Origin of the sequence: Marinobacter sp. LQ44 (assembly GCF_001447155.2) — a bacterium.
In the GTDB taxonomy this organism is placed as follows: domain Bacteria; phylum Pseudomonadota; class Gammaproteobacteria; order Pseudomonadales; family Oleiphilaceae; genus Marinobacter.
Genome location: NZ_CP014754.1, coordinates 1,942,119 through 1,959,271, shown reverse-complemented (window position 1 = coordinate 1,959,271; position 17,153 = coordinate 1,942,119). Strand labels below are relative to the sequence as shown.

20 protein-coding genes and 1 pseudogene are annotated in these 17,153 nt (G+C 58.8%); 8 read left to right on the top strand and 13 right to left on the bottom strand.

The features are described 5' to 3' along the window. Nucleotides 1-63 precede the first annotated feature (63 nt). The 4 genes from ASQ50_RS09135 to ASQ50_RS09120 form a co-directional block, all read right to left on the bottom strand. The gene (locus ASQ50_RS09135) at nt 64-252 is read right to left on the bottom strand and encodes a twin-arginine translocation signal domain-containing protein (RefSeq protein WP_058092954.1); all 189 of its coding nucleotides are present in this window, start codon (nt 250-252) and stop codon (nt 64-66) included. Nucleotides 253-293: 41 nt separating this feature from the next. Next, nucleotides 294-920 (bottom strand): molecular chaperone, encoded by a 627-nt coding sequence (locus ASQ50_RS09130; protein WP_227513287.1) that lies wholly within the window; start codon nt 918-920, stop codon nt 294-296. A 92-nt stretch (nt 921-1,012) separates the two neighbouring features. Next, nucleotides 1,013-1,627: a DUF3306 domain-containing protein gene (locus ASQ50_RS09125; protein ID WP_058092952.1), complete on the bottom strand. Its 615-nt coding sequence runs from the start codon at nt 1,625-1,627 to the stop codon at nt 1,013-1,015. After that, nucleotides 1,627-2,205: a DUF3305 domain-containing protein gene (locus ASQ50_RS09120; protein ID WP_058092951.1), complete on the bottom strand. Its 579-nt coding sequence runs from the start codon at nt 2,203-2,205 to the stop codon at nt 1,627-1,629. The genes ASQ50_RS09125 and ASQ50_RS09120 overlap by 1 nt, the downstream gene beginning before the upstream one ends. A 152-nt stretch (nt 2,206-2,357) precedes the next feature. On the opposite strand from ASQ50_RS09120, the gene ASQ50_RS09115 reads away from it, so the two are divergent. Genes ASQ50_RS09115 through ASQ50_RS09100 form a run of 4 tightly spaced genes read left to right on the top strand, consistent with a single transcriptional unit; the run spans nt 2,358 to nt 6,375 of the window. Then, complete coding sequence (locus tag ASQ50_RS09115) at nt 2,358-4,337, top strand: 4Fe-4S binding protein (RefSeq protein ID WP_058092950.1); 1,980 nt, start codon at nt 2,358-2,360, stop codon at nt 4,335-4,337. Nucleotides 4,338-4,355: 18 nt separating this feature from the next. Beyond that, nucleotides 4,356-5,201, top strand: coding sequence for an Mrp/NBP35 family ATP-binding protein (locus ASQ50_RS09110; protein ID WP_076657196.1), 846 nt, complete (start codon nt 4,356-4,358; stop codon nt 5,199-5,201). Next, entirely contained in the window at nt 5,198-5,902 is a 705-nt protein-coding gene (locus ASQ50_RS09105) for a biotin/lipoate--protein ligase family protein (RefSeq protein WP_058092949.1), read from the top strand. Before ASQ50_RS09110 ends, ASQ50_RS09105 begins: the two co-directional genes overlap by 4 nt. Beyond that, nucleotides 5,899-6,375, top strand: a complete 477-nt coding sequence (locus ASQ50_RS09100) for a DUF6505 family protein (protein WP_058092948.1) — start codon at nt 5,899-5,901, stop codon at nt 6,373-6,375. The genes ASQ50_RS09105 and ASQ50_RS09100 overlap by 4 nt, the downstream gene beginning before the upstream one ends. Here the strand turns inward: ASQ50_RS09100 and ASQ50_RS09095 are convergent, their stop codons facing one another. From ASQ50_RS09095 to ASQ50_RS09065, 7 genes are all read right to left on the bottom strand, one after another. Beyond that, on the bottom strand, nt 6,376-7,653 hold the full coding sequence (locus ASQ50_RS09095) for a molybdopterin-binding protein (protein WP_058092947.1): 1,278 nt from the start codon (nt 7,651-7,653) through the stop codon (nt 6,376-6,378). Continuing rightward, nucleotides 7,650-8,141: a molybdopterin-guanine dinucleotide biosynthesis protein B gene (gene mobB, locus ASQ50_RS09090; RefSeq protein ID WP_058092946.1), complete on the bottom strand. Its 492-nt coding sequence runs from the start codon at nt 8,139-8,141 to the stop codon at nt 7,650-7,652. The genes ASQ50_RS09095 and mobB overlap by 4 nt, the downstream gene beginning before the upstream one ends. After that, a complete protein-coding gene (mobA, locus tag ASQ50_RS09085) occupies nt 8,138-8,725 on the bottom strand; it encodes a molybdenum cofactor guanylyltransferase MobA (RefSeq protein ID WP_058092945.1) in 588 nt (195 codons plus the stop codon). Before mobA ends, mobB begins: the two co-directional genes overlap by 4 nt. Further along, complete coding sequence (locus tag ASQ50_RS09080) at nt 8,718-9,587, bottom strand: formate dehydrogenase accessory sulfurtransferase FdhD (protein ID WP_058092944.1); 870 nt, start codon at nt 9,585-9,587, stop codon at nt 8,718-8,720. The genes mobA and ASQ50_RS09080 overlap by 8 nt, the downstream gene beginning before the upstream one ends. A 65-nt stretch (nt 9,588-9,652) precedes the next feature. Continuing rightward, a complete protein-coding gene (locus ASQ50_RS09075; protein WP_058092943.1) occupies nt 9,653-10,459 on the bottom strand; it encodes a substrate-binding domain-containing protein in 807 nt (268 codons plus the stop codon). Nucleotides 10,460-10,526: 67 nt separating this feature from the next. Then, nucleotides 10,527-11,270 carry an ATP-binding cassette domain-containing protein gene (locus tag ASQ50_RS09070; protein ID WP_058092942.1) on the bottom strand — a complete coding sequence of 248 codons (744 nt, stop codon included), beginning with the start codon at nt 11,268-11,270 and terminating at the stop codon, nt 10,527-10,529. Beyond that, complete coding sequence (locus ASQ50_RS09065; protein ID WP_058092941.1) at nt 11,267-11,965, bottom strand: ABC transporter permease; 699 nt, start codon at nt 11,963-11,965, stop codon at nt 11,267-11,269. The genes ASQ50_RS09070 and ASQ50_RS09065 overlap by 4 nt, the downstream gene beginning before the upstream one ends. 118 nt (nt 11,966-12,083) lie before the next feature. On the opposite strand from ASQ50_RS09065, the gene ASQ50_RS09060 reads away from it, so the two are divergent. Further along, on the top strand, nt 12,084-12,968 hold the full coding sequence (locus tag ASQ50_RS09060) for a helix-turn-helix transcriptional regulator (RefSeq protein WP_058092940.1): 885 nt from the start codon (nt 12,084-12,086) through the stop codon (nt 12,966-12,968). 59 nt (nt 12,969-13,027) lie between these two features. Here ASQ50_RS09060 and ASQ50_RS09055 read toward each other — a convergent pair whose 3' ends face one another. Then, entirely contained in the window at nt 13,028-14,272 is a 1,245-nt protein-coding gene (locus tag ASQ50_RS09055; protein ID WP_058092939.1) for a type II toxin-antitoxin system HipA family toxin, read from the bottom strand. Then, the gene (locus ASQ50_RS09050; protein WP_058092938.1) at nt 14,262-14,618 is read right to left on the bottom strand and encodes a helix-turn-helix domain-containing protein; all 357 of its coding nucleotides are present in this window, start codon (nt 14,616-14,618) and stop codon (nt 14,262-14,264) included. Before ASQ50_RS09050 ends, ASQ50_RS09055 begins: the two co-directional genes overlap by 11 nt. A 456-nt stretch (nt 14,619-15,074) precedes the next feature. Between ASQ50_RS09050 and ASQ50_RS09045 the strand changes: the two genes are divergently transcribed. The 3 genes and pseudogenes from ASQ50_RS09045 to istA form a co-directional block, all read left to right on the top strand. Further along, nucleotides 15,075-15,680, top strand: a complete 606-nt coding sequence (locus ASQ50_RS09045) for a DUF6088 family protein (protein WP_058092937.1) — start codon at nt 15,075-15,077, stop codon at nt 15,678-15,680. Continuing rightward, nucleotides 15,655-16,443, top strand: coding sequence for a nucleotidyl transferase AbiEii/AbiGii toxin family protein (locus ASQ50_RS09040; RefSeq protein ID WP_227513286.1), 789 nt, complete (start codon nt 15,655-15,657; stop codon nt 16,441-16,443). Before ASQ50_RS09045 ends, ASQ50_RS09040 begins: the two co-directional genes overlap by 26 nt. 70 nt (nt 16,444-16,513) lie before the next feature. Further along, nucleotides 16,514-17,152 (top strand): annotated as a pseudogene (istA, locus tag ASQ50_RS09035) (IS21 family transposase); the annotation flags it as partial. Between the last annotated feature and the right edge of the window lies 1 nt (nt 17,153).

Here is a 17,153-nt window from a genome sequence, read left to right as displayed (position 1 = left end):
CTCGTTTTACCGGGGGCAGGGTCATCCAAGAGCATCACGCAATCTTGAACGGCCTGGCTCCGGTCAAAAGCGAGCCGATTCGAAATACTTGCGCGTATGTTCTGTGTCGCGCAGGCCGCTGCTTTTCGGTACGTCTTTAACGACCTCGGCTGCGGCGTTCGGTGCTACCGTCATTGCAACTGCAGCGGGGGCAGCGGCAACGGCCATCCGCAAAAAATGTCGGCGGCTGTTTTCTTTATTACGGTCGTTCATACAACATCTCCACCTGGTTCAGGGGATCGAGCTGATCCCGGTTACTGGATTGCAAAGGCGTCTGCTTCTACGGCCATGAATGCTTTACCAAGCGAGCCCACGGGGGCGTAGAAGATGGCACTTTGCGCTTGCTCCAGATCGGTAAAAAACAATCGCGCCCACTTTGCCATGTGGGCGTCAAAAAACGCTTTTTGCGACGGCAGGTCGCTGTCGCACTCAAATTCGCCGGTGATAATGCCCGCCATGGTTTCACACAGCGTGCCCATGTGATCTTCCGGCTCTTTGACGTCGGCACGGGCACGGATGCCCCTTGCCATCAAATCACTGCGAAGGTTCGCAAGAGGCTTTTCGTTCAGGAACCCGGTCAGGTAATAGCTGGCGTAAGGCAGCAGCTCTCCACGGCCAAGGCCCACGAACAGATTGTTATACTCTCGCTCCGCGTCGGTGGCCGAGGTGCGTTGGGCTAGGGCGGCAAGGTTCTTCGAGGCAGACCCAATGAGGGTGTCGTCGCCCTTGAGAGTCGCCAGCCCCTTCAGCAACTCACTTGACGGTGGGTTGCTCAACAGGGTGCCCAGTAGCTGGTAAATCTGGGCTCTGGCTCGATCCTCTTCACTGATCGAGCGAGGACAAAGGCTTTCAGCAGTGTTGGCCAAATCACGTTCCTTCATGTTGTTGTTCAAATTTTGTGCTATCTAGATTTATAGTCCCGAAAGGGCGATGGCGCAACCAGTCTCGAGACATGTCCGGTTTGTGGTGGTGTTTAATCAAACCTCATTCTTGGCCGGTAACGTGGGGCCGGTTCTGCCTCTTCATCCTGCGCGTCCGACAGCGATGGTGGTTGCCTGGGCTGGCTTGAAGAGTCAATGGCTGGCTCTGGTTCCGAAGACCCCTCCGGTGGCGAAGTTTCCCGGGTGTTGACTGGTTCCGGCTCGCCGGTCTGCGGTTCTGCGTGTTCTATTGTTGGTTCGGTCTTTGTCGCCGTTTTGTCGAACATGCCCTGGCCGACTTTGTACAACGTCTTGACGGCTTCGCCTGCGGTTGCCGCGTCTGTGTAGTCCTCGTCGTAGTCGTTTAGGCCATCCAGCACCGCCAGGACTGGGTTGGATTTCCAGAGTGCGCGCAGTGCCTTGCGGCGCAACAATTCGGGGATCTCCTTGCGCATGAACCCGGTGATGTCAGTGCCGAGTGTGATGGTGTCCGGATCCGGCAAGCCGTATTTTTCGAGCACTTCGTGCTCAGGCAGCGCCTGGTTAATTGCGAGCTCCTGCTCTTCGGCGGGGGGCTCATTCTCAACAGGTAAGGGGGTGGTGGGGCCAGCCTGCTTGCTGGCTTCGGCTTTCTTGCGCGACCATCTTTGCAAACGTGATTCAGTCATCACTGCACATTCGGTTTTTTGATGTTTGTCGGAGCCCGGTAAACGTCGCTCTCCTGACGAATACGGGGGTCGCCTTTGCCCTCTTCGACGGCATCTACGTCAACCCGGTCTCGGCGGCGTTTCTTGAAGGGCTCATCGACGAAGTGCATATCAATAAATTCTTTGATCCAGGCCGCCAGTGACTCTGGGATCGGAACGGGTTCGACGATGCTTTCGCCGCTGTCCAGGGTATCGAGGGCTTCATGGGCGCTGGCGGTGATGGTGGTGACGACCCATCCCGCCGGGGACTGACCGGTGGTATCTCTGTCCAACACGACCCAAACAGAGGGGACGGCCATGTTGAGGGAAACGAGGTAACCTTCCACATCAGCACGAAACAGCTCCATGGTCACGGTGCCGGCGTGGTAATCCACCACCTCGCCCTCCCGGACCATTTCTTTCCAGAATGCCTCCGGTGCACCAGGTATAACCGCAACCGGTGTCCAGATATGCCGGGCCCACCGGGTGATTCCGGGGGTACGCCGAACCACCGCGCCGACCGGCAATTCTCGTTTCCAACTATCCGTACGACTGCTCATGATGTTTCTCTTTCTTATTGTCTCTTGAAGCTAGCAGAGCTCAGGCAATTATCCAATTATCCGATTGTCCAAGGCCAAACAGCTGTGGCATGCTCGAAGAGCCACGGTTGAAATCAATACGTACAAAAATAACTAAAAGAGTAATTTTCCTGATGACGCCAACTAAAACCCTTCTGTTATGCACCTGCGAAAAAACGCAGGCCGTCAGTCCCGAGGCGCTGAAAGCGGCTTCGGCGGCCGGGCAGGTGATTGTTGTGGATGAGTTGTGTGGCAAGGACATGGCTACGGCTGCCGAACACCTGAGCGGTGCTGGTGAAGTGCTCATTGCCTGCGGCCAGCAAGCGGCGTTATTCGAGCGCCTGGGAGAGGATGTGCAAGCGGAAGTGGGCCAGTCCGCACCGTTGAGCACCATCGATATCCGGGACCGTGCCGGCTGGAGCGCGCCGGATGCCGATCCCAAACGCCTGCATGCCAAGCAGGCCGCGTTGATGGCCGGGGCGCAGCTGCCGGCAGCCATGGCGCCGGCAAAGCTCATCCAGTCCAGTGGCGTATGCTGTATCGTTGGCCCAACCGACCAGGCCATCCGGATGGCGGAACTGGTGCAGGATGAGCTTGGCGTTACCTGCGTTGTGAGCGATGCGGGCCCTATACAGTTGCCCTCCGCCAGGTACGACGTGGCCAGGGGTAAACTGACCGCGGCTAAGGGCGCACTCGGTAACTTCAAACTGGAATTTTCCCAGCTGCAGATGCTGAATCCTGCGGGCCGGGGGGCACCGGCTTATGGCGACGCCAAGACCACGGCCCGCAGTGAGTGCGACATTTTCATTGATTTGCGGGGCGGTGCCCCGGCATTTCCCCACTACCAGAAGCGCAACGGCTACTTCTGGGCGGATCCTGCCAAAAGCGGTGAGCTGGAGCGCATTGCCCTGACCGCCAGAGAGCGGGTGGGTGAGTTTGAGAAAACCGTGTATTTCCGGCTGGAAGAATCCCTGTGCGCCCACTCGCGGGCGAACCAGCCCGGTTGTACCCGTTGCCTGGACGTCTGCTCCACGGAGGCGATATTTTCAGCCGGCGATCACATTCAGATCGATTCCGATATCTGTGCCGGTTGCGGGACTTGTGCGGCGGTTTGCCCGACCTCCGCCATTACCATGAACGAAACCCCCTTTGAGTCCATTACCAAAGCGCTCGACGTGATGGCCAGGACCTACCGGGAGCACGCGGGCGAGGCACCACGGCTGGTATTTCATTCCCTGGGTGCGGGCGCCGAGGCCATTGCCTACCTGGCCAGGTACCACGACGGGCTGGCGGATGACCTGATTCCGTTTGGCCTGGAACAGATTGACCGCATAGGCCATGCAGAGATACTGGCGGCCTTTGGTGCGGGCTATGCCGAAGTGTTGATGCTGGCCGACAGCGAACCGGATCGTCGGGCTGTCGCCGCTGAAGTGGAACTGGCCCAGGCCATGCTGGTGGGCACCCACAATTCCCCCAGCCGTATTCGGGTCATTGCCGCGGAACATCTCGGTGAAGCCGGTGACAATGCCGGTCGCCTGAGTGAACCTGTGTTGCTGGTGGGTGGCCGCCGGGATATCACCAGAGTTGCCGTCACCGCGATGGCAGACAAAATTGAGGTGCCCATCCCCCTGCCGGCGGGCGCGCCCTACGGCGCCATCGACATTGATTCAGACAAGTGCACGTTGTGCCTTGCCTGTGTATCCCTGTGCCCGACCGGTGCGCTTGGCGATCACCCGGACAGGCCGGAAGTTCAGTTCACCGAAAACGCCTGCGTGCAGTGCGGTGTCTGCGAGAGCACCTGCCCGGAAACCGCCATCACTCTGAAGCCACAACTGGACCTGTCCAAGGCGGCACTGAGCGCCCGCGCCCTGCACGGTGAAGATCCCTTCGAATGTATCCAGTGTGGTAAACCCTTTGGTGTTGCCAGCACCATTAACCGGATTGTTGAAAAGCTGGAAAACCAACACTGGATGTACACCAAGTCTGACAACGTCCAGCTCATCAAGATGTGTGACGATTGCCGGGTGAAGGCCCAGTTCCATGGTGACAGTGCGCCCATGGCCAGCGGCGAGCGCCCCCGGGTTCGCACCAGTGATGACTATCGCGACCACTAAATCTGATCGGGACATTGTATGGTTCAATACGTTAACGCCGACAAAAGTAATCTGATCGGCACCGATGCGCCCCGGCCACAAGACAAGAATCCACGGGGCATCAGCCGGATTATTGCCATTGCCTCGGGCAAGGGCGGTGTTGGCAAGTCGACAGTTGCCTCCAACCTGGCAGTGGCGCTGGCCTCAAAAGGCCTCAAAGTAGGGCTGCTTGATGCGGATGTCTACGGGCCCAGCCAGCCCCGTATGCTGGGGGTTTCCGGCCGCCCGTCCAGCCCGGACGGGCACACCATTCTGCCCTTGCGCAATCATGGCGTAACACTGATGTCGCTGGGCCTGATGACTACCGAAGACGAAGCAATCGTGTGGCGTGGGCCGATGCTGATGGGTGCCCTGGAACAGATGATGAATCAGGTGGACTGGGGCAGGCTGGACGTGTTGCTGGTGGACCTGCCCCCGGGCACCGGCGATGTCCAGATGACGCTGAGCCAGAAGTTCTTCGTGGCTGGCGCCGTCGTGGTGTCGACACCCCAGGACATTGCCCTGATGGACGCGCGCAAGGGCATCGACATGTTCAACCGTATGGAGGTGCCCCTGTTCGGGTTGATCGAGAACATGGCGTCGTTTGTCTGCGACGGTTGCGGCAAGGAGCATCATCCCTTCGGTTCTGGCGGCGCCAGGGCGGAAGCGAAAAAGCTTGGGGCGCCTTTCCTGGGCGAAATCCCGCTGGACCTGGATATCCGGGTCGGATCCGACGGCGGCGTGCCGATTGTGGTGTCGAAGCCGGAAAGCCCCCAGGCCAGGGCATTCCAGCGAATCGCCGACGAAATTGTTGCCTCTGATGTGTATGCCCGGGCTGTGTTATGAACCAATCTCCCCAGTTCCCGCCACTGCTGACGGGCGAGGTGGTGCCCAGGCATACCGACCCTTTTGATAAAGCCATCAGCCGTGCCATCGCCGGGGTCGATTCCGGCACCATTTTTTACACGCAAGGGGAGGATACCTTGCGTGCCGCGCTTGTGTTGGCGCCGGAAACGCCCCTGGAAGAGGCCATTCAGGCTGTCTACGTGGCTCAGATCGGCTTGGCTGAGAGCCTGGGTGCGCTGGCGCCGCCAGAGGTGCCGGTGCATTTCCAGTGGCCGGATCGTATCAAGGTCAATGGCGCCGTGTGCGGTGGTGTTCGCTTTGCCGCGGACGTGTCTGATCCGAAGGCGTACCCGAACTGGCTGGTGATCGGGATTCATGTGCCGTTCACCATGGCTGGTAACGAGCCCGGTGATAATCCGGACGAAACCTGCCTGTGTGAGGAAGGCTGTGTGGATATCACCCCCATGTCGCTGCTGGAAAGCTGGTCCAAGCACACATTGCTCTGGCTGACCTACTTTCTCGACAGCGGGTTTGAGCGCATACATGCCGACTGGCGGCCACGTTGCGACACCCTTGGCATGCAGATTGACTACCCGAGGCCGGGACTCTTCGTTGGCCTCGATGACAAAGGCCGGATGTTGTTACGGGAAGATGTGATGACGGAAACCGTAAGCCTGATTGAATTCGCGGAGCACCTATGAAACTGGCCCGAACCCTGCGACTGGATGTGTCTGATGACAATGTGTTCGAGAATCCGGCGCCGAGCGGCGAATGGGCTATTTCGGGCGGATTCGAGTTCTCCAACTGGACCGAAGCGGAGCTGAAGGGCAAAGCCCGGCAGGCCTTCAGTAATGGTTGGTACAGCATCGAATCCGGTGGTCGAGCCAGTTTCGTGGGTGTGTGTGACATTACCGAAACCGAACTGGAGCGGTTGCGCCGGACCTTGGCGCAAACCTTTGTCGAGCAATACGGGGCGCCAGACATAGACGCGGCCTACCCCGTGGCTTGCGAAGAAATCGACCAGATGCGCAGCATGTGTGAGGACTTCGAGGACAATACCCTGTTGATGGTGAGCCGAACCCTGACCGAACTGGGGGTTGAGGAAACCTACCGTTCCCGGGCCCCGCAGGATGCCTCACTGGAAGCCTTCGCCGTGCACGGCAGCGTTGAGTGATTACAGCCCAAAGCTGCCATAAGGCATAAAGCGCACCGGCGTTCCCGGCTCGATTTGCCGGGCGCTCTCGTCCAGCTCCACCAGGCCTTCGGACCAGGCCAGGCCTGTCACCCGCCCGGAGCCTTCGGAGCCAAACACTTCAACCTGCCCGTTACGCACCCGGGCCCGTAACATCTCACTGCGCCCCGGCTTTTTGTTTTTGGAAAAGCTGGCTGGAATAAGATAACTGGTGGGTTCGAACCATTCGCCCCCTGCCAGCAGCGCCATCGCCGGGGTAGCAAAGCGTAGCGCACACACCCAGGCGGCCACCGGGTTGCCCGGTAGACCCACCACCGGTGTGCCCTGGAACATGGCCAGCGCCAGGGGGCGGCCCGGTTTGATGGCAATGCGCCAGTTGCTGATGTCACCGTGGGCTTTCAGGGTTTTCGACACATGGTCTTCATCCCCGGCGGAAACGCCGCCGCTGGTGAGGATCAGGTCGCATTGGTCCGCACCGCGCTCCAGTGCGGCTTTAACGTCCTCAGCCCGGTCCAGCGCATGGCCCAGGTCGACCAGTTCATAGCCCAATTGCGTCACCATGGCGCTGAGCATCGGGCGGTTGGCGTCGTAAATCTGCCAGTCGGTGACCGGAGCGCCGACGGGCTTTACTTCGTCTCCCGTCGACAACACGCCAACACGCAGCCGCTGGTAAACATCCACCGACTCGATGCCGACGCTGGCGAGTACCGAAATCTGGGTAGGTGTCAGCCGGGTACCAGCGGTCAGAATGCAATCCTGTACCTGAATATCCTCGCCGGCTTTGCGCCGGTTGGCGCCCGCCTTTAACGTGCCGTTCAGGTGGAGCTGGCCATCGATGACCTCGCAGTCTTCTTCCAGCACCACGGTGTCAGTGCCTGCCGGCATCACCGCGCCGGTCAGTATGCGGATGGCGTACCCCTCGGGAACCTGCCCCGTGTAAGGTTCACCGGCCGCGCTGCGGCCCTCGACAAGCGGCATTACACATGGCACCTCGGTCAAAGGTCCTGCCAGCGCATAGCCATCGACGGCAGAGTTACTGCTTGGGGGGTGGGCTCTGGGGGCGCAGACATCCTTGGCCAGTATCCGGCCGTTGAGCTGAGCCAACGGGATGTCTTGATCCACGCCCACCACCGGGTGCAGGCGGGAACGCAGTCGCGCCAGCGCTTCGTCCACCGGCGTCCAGTTCACCCCGGGAGGCAGGGCAAAGCAGTCGTTGCGGAGCGGTTTCGTGGGGCTCCCGTTATTGGCGGCGTTGCTCATGGTTGTTCACGCTTCAGAATAAAGTCAGTGATGCCGGTGACATCGTTGATGTCGAAGACCGGGCCCGGGAAATCCGCGGCATAGTCTGCCGCCACCGCCACAATGCTTGGGTCCTGCGGGTACAGGGGGGCGTGGGAGCTTTCCTGCCGGTGAACTTCAACTTTGGCATGGGCGTGGGTTTTGAATCCCTCAACCACGACCCAGTCACAAGGGCCCAGCCTGGCCAGCAACTCGTCCAGCGTTGGCTCGCGGGCGCCCCGGAGTTCATGCATGATGGCAAAGCGTTGGCCGCCCGCGAGGATGACTTCCTGAGCGCCAGCCTCCCGGTGCCTGTAGCTGTCGGTTCCGGGTTGGTCTATGTCCACCAGGTGGTGGGCATGTTTGATGGCGTTAACGGTAAAACCTCTGCTGGACAACTCGTGAATCACGGCGCTGGCCAGGGTGGTCTTGCCCGAATTCTTCCAGCCTACGATACCTATCACGTTCACGTCAGATGCTGCTCCGCCCAAGCCAGGTCTTCCGGTGTATTGATGTTGAAGAAGTCGGCCTCCTCGAACATCACCAGGGTTTCACCCTTGGCCAGCGTCCACTGGCGAATCTTGCGCACGCCGTCGTTCAGGGCGGCCCGCAGGTCATGGCGCAACGCCACCTGCCAGCGGCCAAACGTGGGCTGGGGAATCCGCCCACGTTCCGGGTCCGGGGTGGCTGCCAGAACCACCGGGCTATCGCTTTCAGACAATCGTTCGACCATGTCGAGAGGGAAGGAGGGCGTGTCCGCCGCAACGCTGATCAGCCACTCATGGCCCTGTTCCGCCGCCCAGTCCATGCCCGCCAGAATGCCAGCCAGGGGGCCGGCATAGTCGGGTATGGAGTCGGCGACCACCGGCAACCTCAGATCATCGAACCGGGACAGGTCGCCATTGGCATTCAGTACCACGGCGTCTACCTGCAGTGTTATCCGCTCGATAACCCGATGAATCAGGGAATGGTCCCCCAGCATCAACCGGCCTTTATCGCCACCACCCATACGGTTGGCCTGGCCCCCGGCCAGAATCACGGCGCACTCAGTCATGCTCAGCCCCTTTACGACGCATTTTCTTATCCTCATCGGGTACCTGAGACAGGTCTTGGTCAAACACCAGGCGGTGCTGGCCACTGAGACAGGTGAACTTCTTGCCCCGCATCCGGCCGATCAGGGTCAGCCCTACCTGCCGGGCAATATCCACGCCCCAGGCGGTGAAACCGGACCGGCTGATCAGGGTTGGGATGCCCATCAGGGACGTTTTGATCACCATTTCGGAGGTTAAACGGCCGGTGGTGTAGAGCACCTTGTCGGCTGCGGAAACCTTGTTCTGATGCATCCACCCGGCAATCTTGTCGACCGCGTTGTGACGCCCGACATCCTCCATGTACGCCAGAATCTCGCGGCCCTGGCACAGCGCGGTGCCATGGATGGCGCCGGTTTCCATATACAGGCTTGGGGTGTGGTTGATCTGGTAGGAGAGATCGTAAAAGGTACTGGTGTGTACCGGGGTGTCTGGCAGCGAAAGCCCGTCCAGCCCTGCCATCATGTCACCAAACACTGTGCCGACCGCACAGCCGGAGGTGCGGGTTTTCTTTTCCAGCTTGTCCTCGACATCGGTGACACCGGCGGTGCGCACCACGACGACTTCCAGCTCTTCGTCGAAATCAATCCCGGTGACCTGATCTGTCTCTTTCAGCATGCCCTGATTCAACAGGAAACCGAGGGCCAGGTATTCCGGGTGATCGCCAATGGTCATGGCGGTGACGATTTCCTGGCTGTTCAGGTAAATGGTCAGGGGGCGTTCTTCAATAACGCTGATGGCTTTCGGGTGGCCGGTTTCATCAACACCCTCGACTGCCCGGGACAGTCGAGGGTCTTTCGGGTCTGGAAGTATGGCATCAATGGTCATTATTATTCTGGCTCTCTCAGGGATTCCGCATACCGCATTATGTACGGACATAGCCAGAGATTAGCCTATTTGGCATTCGGGAAAAACAGCTGTTGTTCATTGACTTTAAAGTCAGCAATCGCTTGCTGACCCGCTTCGGAAATCAGCCAGTTATGCCACTGACGGGCCAGATCGTGTTTGAGGTGGGGGTGCTTCTGTTCCGAGAGCAACAAGCTGCCGTACTGGTTGAACAACACGTCGTCGCCTTCAAAAAGCAGGGTCAGGTTCTGACGGTTGCCGAACGCCACCCAGGTGGCGCGATCCGACATCACGTAGGCGTCCATGGCCGCAGCCGTGTTAAGTGTTGGCCCCATGCCGCTGCCGAGCTCCCGGTACCAGTCGCCATCGGGCTCAACACCGGCGTTTTCCCAAAGGCGCAACTCGGCGCGGTTGGTGCCACTGTCATCTCCCCGTGATGTGAACGGGGCCCGGGCATTGGCGATGGCCGCGAAGGCCTCGGCGGCGGTTCCAGCGTTGCGGACATTGGCGGGGTCGTTTGCTGGACCAATCAGTACAAAGTCGTTGTACATCACATCCGCCCGCCCGGTGGCATGTCCGTTGTCAATAAATCGCTTTTCGCCGTTGGTGTCGTGCACCAGAAGACTGTCGGCGTCGCCGCGGCGGGCAAGCTCGAAGGCCTGCCCGGTGCCCACGGCCACAACCCGCACGTCGATGCCGCTGGCGCTTTTGAATTTGGGCAGAATAGAGTCGAACAGCCCCGAGTTTTCCGTCGAGGTGGTGGAAGCGAGAATGATGTATCCCTCGGCGTGCGCACCGAGCGATATGCCCATCGCCATCACACTTGCAAACAGCAGATTCAGGGTCTTTTTCATCTTGTTTTTCCTTCCGTGCGTTGGGAGTGATTTTCCGGTTACTTGATGTCGAAGTCCTGAGGCGGAGTTATTCCACCAGTTCTCCAGTAACGAACGCCTGCGCCTCGGGGGATACGGGGTTGCTGAAGAAAGTGCCAGCCGCCGTGTGTTCGCGCACTTTTCCCCCAGACAGGAACAGAACGTCACCGGCGAGCCGACGGGCCTGATGTAAATCGTGGGTGGTCATCACAATGCGTGTGCCTCGCTGGTGAAAATCCAGCACGGCGGCCTCTACGGCCTTAATCGCGGCCGGGTCAAGCGCCGAGGTGGGCTCGTCAAGAAACAGCACCTGCGGCGAGAGCACCCAGGCCCGCGCCAACGCAAGGCGTTGTTGTTGTCCACCCGAAAGCACCCGTGCGGGTGTGTGTGCGCAGGCCGACAGGCCGAAGCGTTCAAGGGCATCCAGTGCCAGTTTCGCCCGTGCCCGACGGGGGACGTTGTTGACCGCCAAAGCGTGCCGGATATTGGCCACCGCAGAGCGGCGCAGAAGCACCGGTTGCTGGAACACCATGGCCTGGCGGGGAATGCCCTCATCCGACCAGATAATCCGGCCCTGGGTGGGCGACAGCAGCCCATGAGCCAGGCGTAGCAGGAGGCTTTTGCCGGCGCCGTTGGGGCCCATCACCAGGGTAGGGCCGGGGCCGTCCAGGGTGAAGGAACAGGGGCCCAGCAATGTGTTTTCCTCATGATGGAAGGCGACACCCTGGAAGGACAGGGCCGGTGGTGGAAGCAGAACGGATCTGGAGAAGAAGGGTGCGTTCAGTGATGTCATCCTGTCCGCCTCCTGCTCAGTTCACCCACAAGATAGGCGCCGGCGTTAATCAGCATGACCAGCGTCAAAAGCACAATGCCGAGCCCGAGCGCCAAGGGCAGATTACCTTTGCCAGTTTCCAGCACGATGGCGGTGGTCATGACCCGGGTGACCCCATCAATATTGCCGCCAACCATCATCACCGCACCTACTTCGGCACTGGCCCGGCCAAACCCGGCGAGCAGGACCGTCAAAAGCGCAAAACGGGCATCCCAAAGCAGGGTGGGCATCATGCGAGCGCGGGACATACCGAGAGACACGAACTGTTCCCGGTACTCGCCCAGCATCTCTTCCACCTTCTGGCGCGACAGCGCAGCCAGGATGGGCAGCACCAGCACCACTTGGGCGATCACCATGGCGCCGGGTGTAAACAGAAGCCCCCATTCACCGAGCGGCCCGGCGCGGGAGAGCAGCAAATACACCATCAGCCCGGCCACCACCGGCGGGAGTCCCATGAGTGCGTTCAGCACCACGACCACGGCGCCGCGACCCGGGAAGCGCCACAGCGCCACTGCAGCGCCAAGCGGAAACCCCAGCACCGCTGCAATCAGCACGGCCAGAAGCGACACCTGTAGCGAGAGCGCGACGATCTGGATTAGCGAGGCGTCGAGGCTTAACAGCAACGACAACGCCACATAGAACGCATTATTTTCCACTGCTGCGTCTCCTTATTATTTGAGCATCGTGGCGTTTTTAACTACGCTTTGCACAGCCTTCCGGAATTCATGCAGCCTGAAACAGTCCTGTGCTTTCCCTGCGCCGCTGGAGAAAATGATGCCCCTTCCTGCTTATCTCACCACCGCTGAGGCCGCCGAGTATTTGCGGCTCAAAGAGCGCAAGGTTTACGACCTGGTCAGCCAGGGCGTGATTCCCTGTGTACGGGTGACAGGCAAGCTTCTCTTCCCGCGCCAGCGGCTGGATCTTTGGTTGATGAACCACCTGGAGGGTGACGATGCCGTCAGCACACCGATCCCGCCCGTTCTGGCGGGCAGCCAGGACCCGCTGCTGGAATGGGCGGTGAAGGAAAGCGGCGCGGAACTGGCTTTGCTCTGCCAGGGGAGCGGTGATGGCGTGCAGAGACTGGTGGATGGGCGCGCCATGCTCGCCGGCATGCATATCTGGCACGAAGAAAGCCAGTGTTACAACGACCCGGCCACCCTCGGTCTGAGCGGCATGCGCGACCTGGTGTTGATCCGGTGGGCAAAACGTCAGCAGGGGCTTCTGCTGGCCGCCGACAACCCTCACCAATTGGTACGGCTAGAGGACATCGCCCGCCCCGGCATCCGGGTTGCCCATCGCCAGCCCGATGCCGGAGTCAGTCATTTGCTGCAGAGCCTACTCGCTCGCCACCGTATTGACGCGAAACAACTCAGATGGGCTGTTCACCCGTCACTCAGCGAGGACGATCTTGCCCTGGCCATTCGCCAGGGCGAAGCGGATATTGGTCTGGGTATCGAAGCGGCAGCGCGCCGCCAGGGCTTGGCGTTTATCCCTTTGCAGCAGGAGCATTTCGACCTGGCCATGCGCCGGCGCCACTACTTTGAGCCGGCCATGCAGCGCTTGCTGGCGTTCGCTCGCTGCGAGCGCTTTGGCCAGCGGGCAGAGGCGTTGGGGGGGTATGATATCAGTGAGTTGGGGCGGGTGGTTTATAATGCGTGAAGAGTGGTTGGTGACAATCAGCGGGCTGCACTGGGCTGAAGCCGCTCGTTGGTACGACCTTATCCCTCGTATATGGAGGGATTCAGGAACTGCCTCTTCCAGAAGAATTTCTTTTCCATGTCGGTCATTTTTGCTTCTTCACAAGCTTGGTCCCAGTAGGTTCTGATCGTCTCTTGCAATGATTCAATGTCCTCATTGGCCTGAACCTCGGTTAGATTGAACTTGTGAGCCGCCTTTTTGCATAGGGCCAATGTGCTTTGATTCTGGCCGTCAACGAGTGCCATGGCCTGACTTGCAATGCCTGTCGATCGATTTTGAGGACAGATGTCGTAAGCAGGCGTGAGTTCTAGCGCGTTGCCGTCGTAGAACGCTGCGTGGTTTCGAGCATGGTCGTCGGTATTGCCGCAAAGCACATTGAAAACCATCCGGCGATACAGTTCCTGCAGGGTTTGCGTTGGGTTGCGGAACTTCTGGCGAATCAGGTCCGTAAGCTCCTCGTAACTGGCATAGCGTGCGTACATCTCGTCCAACTGAAAAAGTGTCAGGGCAGAGAGCATGAGCTTTCGTTGAAACTGATCACCTTTTGGGAAGCGGTCGAAACGTTCAACCAGCAGCACATCCCGACCAGCCGCAGACTCCATCCGCACCGGAGCGACGTTGATTCCGGCGAGCTCCGCCAGACGCATTGCCACATATTCGGCCTTCACGACATTCTGGGTGTCCGTGGTTGATGAAAACTTGGCGACGCACTTCTTCTTGCCATCTTGCACCAAAGCTTTCGGGCGGGCACCGCCAATCGACGTTCCGTGGTTCAGTGCCCGGTCCAGCTCTGGTGTTAAAGGGAGGCCTTTTTGCACACGATCAGAAGCCTCGAGGAGTTCTGCGATCGACGCGTTGTCAGTCTCTCGCGCTACGTACGTATGTGGAGACTCCTGGAAATCCAGAGCGCCGATTCGATCACTGCCGGATTCAATTAAGTAGGTCAGCTCATCCAATTCAGCCGTGTCGACATTACTCCCCATCATCCGGTGAATAATGACCCTGCGGCCCCAAGCGTCCGGTGAGCCATCTCTGAGGCAACTTGGCATGATCATATCGTTCACTGGGCGGTGTGAGCCTTTTCGCAAGGGCAATTCGTCTGGGTTCAGAGAGATTGCCTTCTGATTTTGCAAATAGCTGTTGCCATAATTGAAATAGAGGTTGCCCTGTTTAGTCCGATAGATCCGGCCAGCCGCTACGGGGTCGACTTCGCCGGGCAGCCATATCCAAACGTAGAGTTCGTCCCGTGGGGCCTTAGAAGTCATCTTTCACGGTCTCTCTGGGCTTTCGGGCGGATTGGGGAAGAAGTGCCTCTTTTTGAAGGGCTTCACTGATCTTGTAGTTCAGATACTTCGGGTTTGGAGTGCCAGTATTCTCAGGCTGGAAAAGCGGCACTCCAACGATAAACGCGAGTTCGAATGCCACCCCGATTTCACCTGTTAGGCCCCCCTTCTCGACACGGCGGACAAAATTAGGGGAGGTGCTTGCCCGCTCGGCCAATTCTTCAATGGTCATGCGCTTTTCTTTTCGTGCGTTTCTAATGAGTATGCCCAGCAGGCGGCAGGCTTCTTTGGTATATAGGCTGTAATTCCGGACTTTTTTTCGGGGCATTCCATTCACCTATGGCGCATGAGATGGACTTATCATTCATTGTTGGATGATTTTAGTCTCTATTGCTCATGGTGGCAATTTCATCCACTGGTGAATGTTGAAGCATCTTTGTCGTGCATTGGTGAATGTTTTTGCTCATGTCCTGAGAGATTCTACTGCAAGCCCACGATCCAGATGGTTCGGGATATCCGGTCGTTCAACGGTGGCCTGTTTGAAGGCATGAGGGCCTGGCTGTTTCCTGTTTGGACTCACTTTCACATGCGCTACTAAATACCCGTCCCTCTTCAAGGGCAGGTTCATAGTTCACGCGTGGGCGAAGTATGCAGCAAGATATCGTGATTCAATCAAGCTAATGCGCATGTCGTGTCGCAGTCGTTTTAGGCAAGGGCCGATCATATCTTGAACTATGTCAGAAAAAGTGGTAGTTTTTCTGACAATCGTTTAGAGGTGAATGCCATGTCCGTTACAGAGTCTGTTCAGCGCCAGATCGCCAAAGTTCCGCAAGGCGAACCGTTTACCAACAGCCGTTTCCTGAGGTTGGGATCGCGTGCTGCTGTCGACAAAGCCCTGTCCAGGCTCGTGGAAGGAGGCGCTATCCAGCGGGTCGCACGGGGTGTTTTCGTCCGTCCCAAACAAAACCGGTTTGTCGGCAATGTTGTGCCGGATGTTTCGCGCGTGGTCGAGGTGATCGCGAGAGATCATGGAGAGACCGTTCAGGTCCATGGGGCGGAAGCGGCTCGCCGCTTCAAGCTTAGTACTCAGATGCCAACGACACCGGTCTACTACACCAATGGACCTACCCGTGAAATTCGCATCGGAAACCTTAAGGTGAAGCTCATGCACACCAGCAGTCAGAGGAAGCTTCAGCATGCAGGCAAGAAGCCGGGTTTGGCCCTTTCCGCGCTTTGGTATCTGGGTAAAAACAATATCAGCACCGAGGTAGTGAAGCGGATCCAGGAAGGACTGAGCGAAGAAGAGTTCGAGACGCTGCTTTCCTCACGTATGCCGGCGTGGATGAGCGAGGCGTTCAGGCAATATGAGACAGGGCGTGTCCATGGCTGAGCAGGTGTTTCTCGAACTGTCCGCAGAAGAACAAAGCGATATCCTTCAAACTGTTGCGCCTCAACTGGCTCGCGGGGCTTCGGTGCTGGAGAAGGATATATGGGTCTGCTGGACCTTGCAGGCTCTATTCTCCATGCCCGGCGCACATCCTATGGCTTTCAAGGGAGGTACATCGCTCTCCAAGGTTTACGGTGTGATTGATCGCTTTTCCGAGGACGTAGATGTCACGCTGGATTACCGGGCCTTCGAGGAGGGCTTTGATCCTTTCGCGGAGGGAGTGAGTCGGACCAAAACCAAGCAGTTCAGTGACCGACTGAAAAGTTATGTCCTGGCCTATGCGAGCGAAGTGGTCGTTCCATACCTCGAAAGTGAGCTGGCCAAATTGCCAACGGCTGAGCAGCATACCGTTGAGTTGGACGATGGCGGTGAAAAGATCTGGGTCACTTACCCATCGGTTGTAGAGGGCACTGGCGAATACATCCGTTCCCAGGTACTCATTGAGCTGGGTGGCAGGAACGTTATCGATCCCAACGAAATTCATACGGTCTCCCCGTACATCGCCGAGCTAACGCAAGGCCTGGTCTATCCGAGCAGTGAGGTCGTGGTTCTATCTCCGGAACGGACGTTCTGGGAGAAAGCCACGCTCGTACATGCGTATTCCAGACCAAGGTTGCCACTGATTCCAGACGAAGCCTGCCACCCATTCCACGCGAAAGCTGCCACTGATTCCACGGCAAAGCTGCCACCCCGGCAGGCTGCCTGATTTCCCCATCAAAACGTCCGGCGCGGGATAACTAACGGTACTCTGCTCCTTTTCATCCGGAGAGGGCCAGATGCCAGCGAAGAGGTTATCCATGCGTAAAATCAAAGAAGTCCTTCGCCTCAAGTGGGAGCGAGGGCTGAGCAATCGTCAGGTTGCGGCGGCCTGCGGCGTCAGCCGCCCGACCGTGAGCGAATACCTGCGCCGCACAGCTGAGGCCGGTTTGAGCTGGCCGTTGCCAGCGGACTTGGACGAGGCCCAACTGGAGCAACGGCTGTTCCCGCCACCACCGGATCTGCCGGCACAGGCCCGAGGCATTCCGGACTGGCAGCGGATCCACGATGAGCTCCGGGGCAAGAACGTCACACTGTTCCTGCTCTGGCAGGAATATCGGCAAGCCAACCCCGATGGCTATCAGTACAGCTGGTTCTGCGAGCACTACCGGGCCTGGCGGGGCAAGCTGGATCTGGTGATGCGCCAGGACCATCGGGCCGGTGAGAAGCTGTTCGTGGACTATGCGGGCCAGACCGTGCCCATTATTGATCGCACCACTGGAGAAATCCACGAGGCGCAAGTCTTTGTGGCCGTTATGGGCGCGTCCAACTACACCTATGCCGAAGCCACCTGGAGCCAGTCGCTGCCAGACTGGATTGGCTCCCATATCCGGGCCTTCGAGTTCCTGGGCGGCGTGCCGGAACTGGTGGTGCCGGATT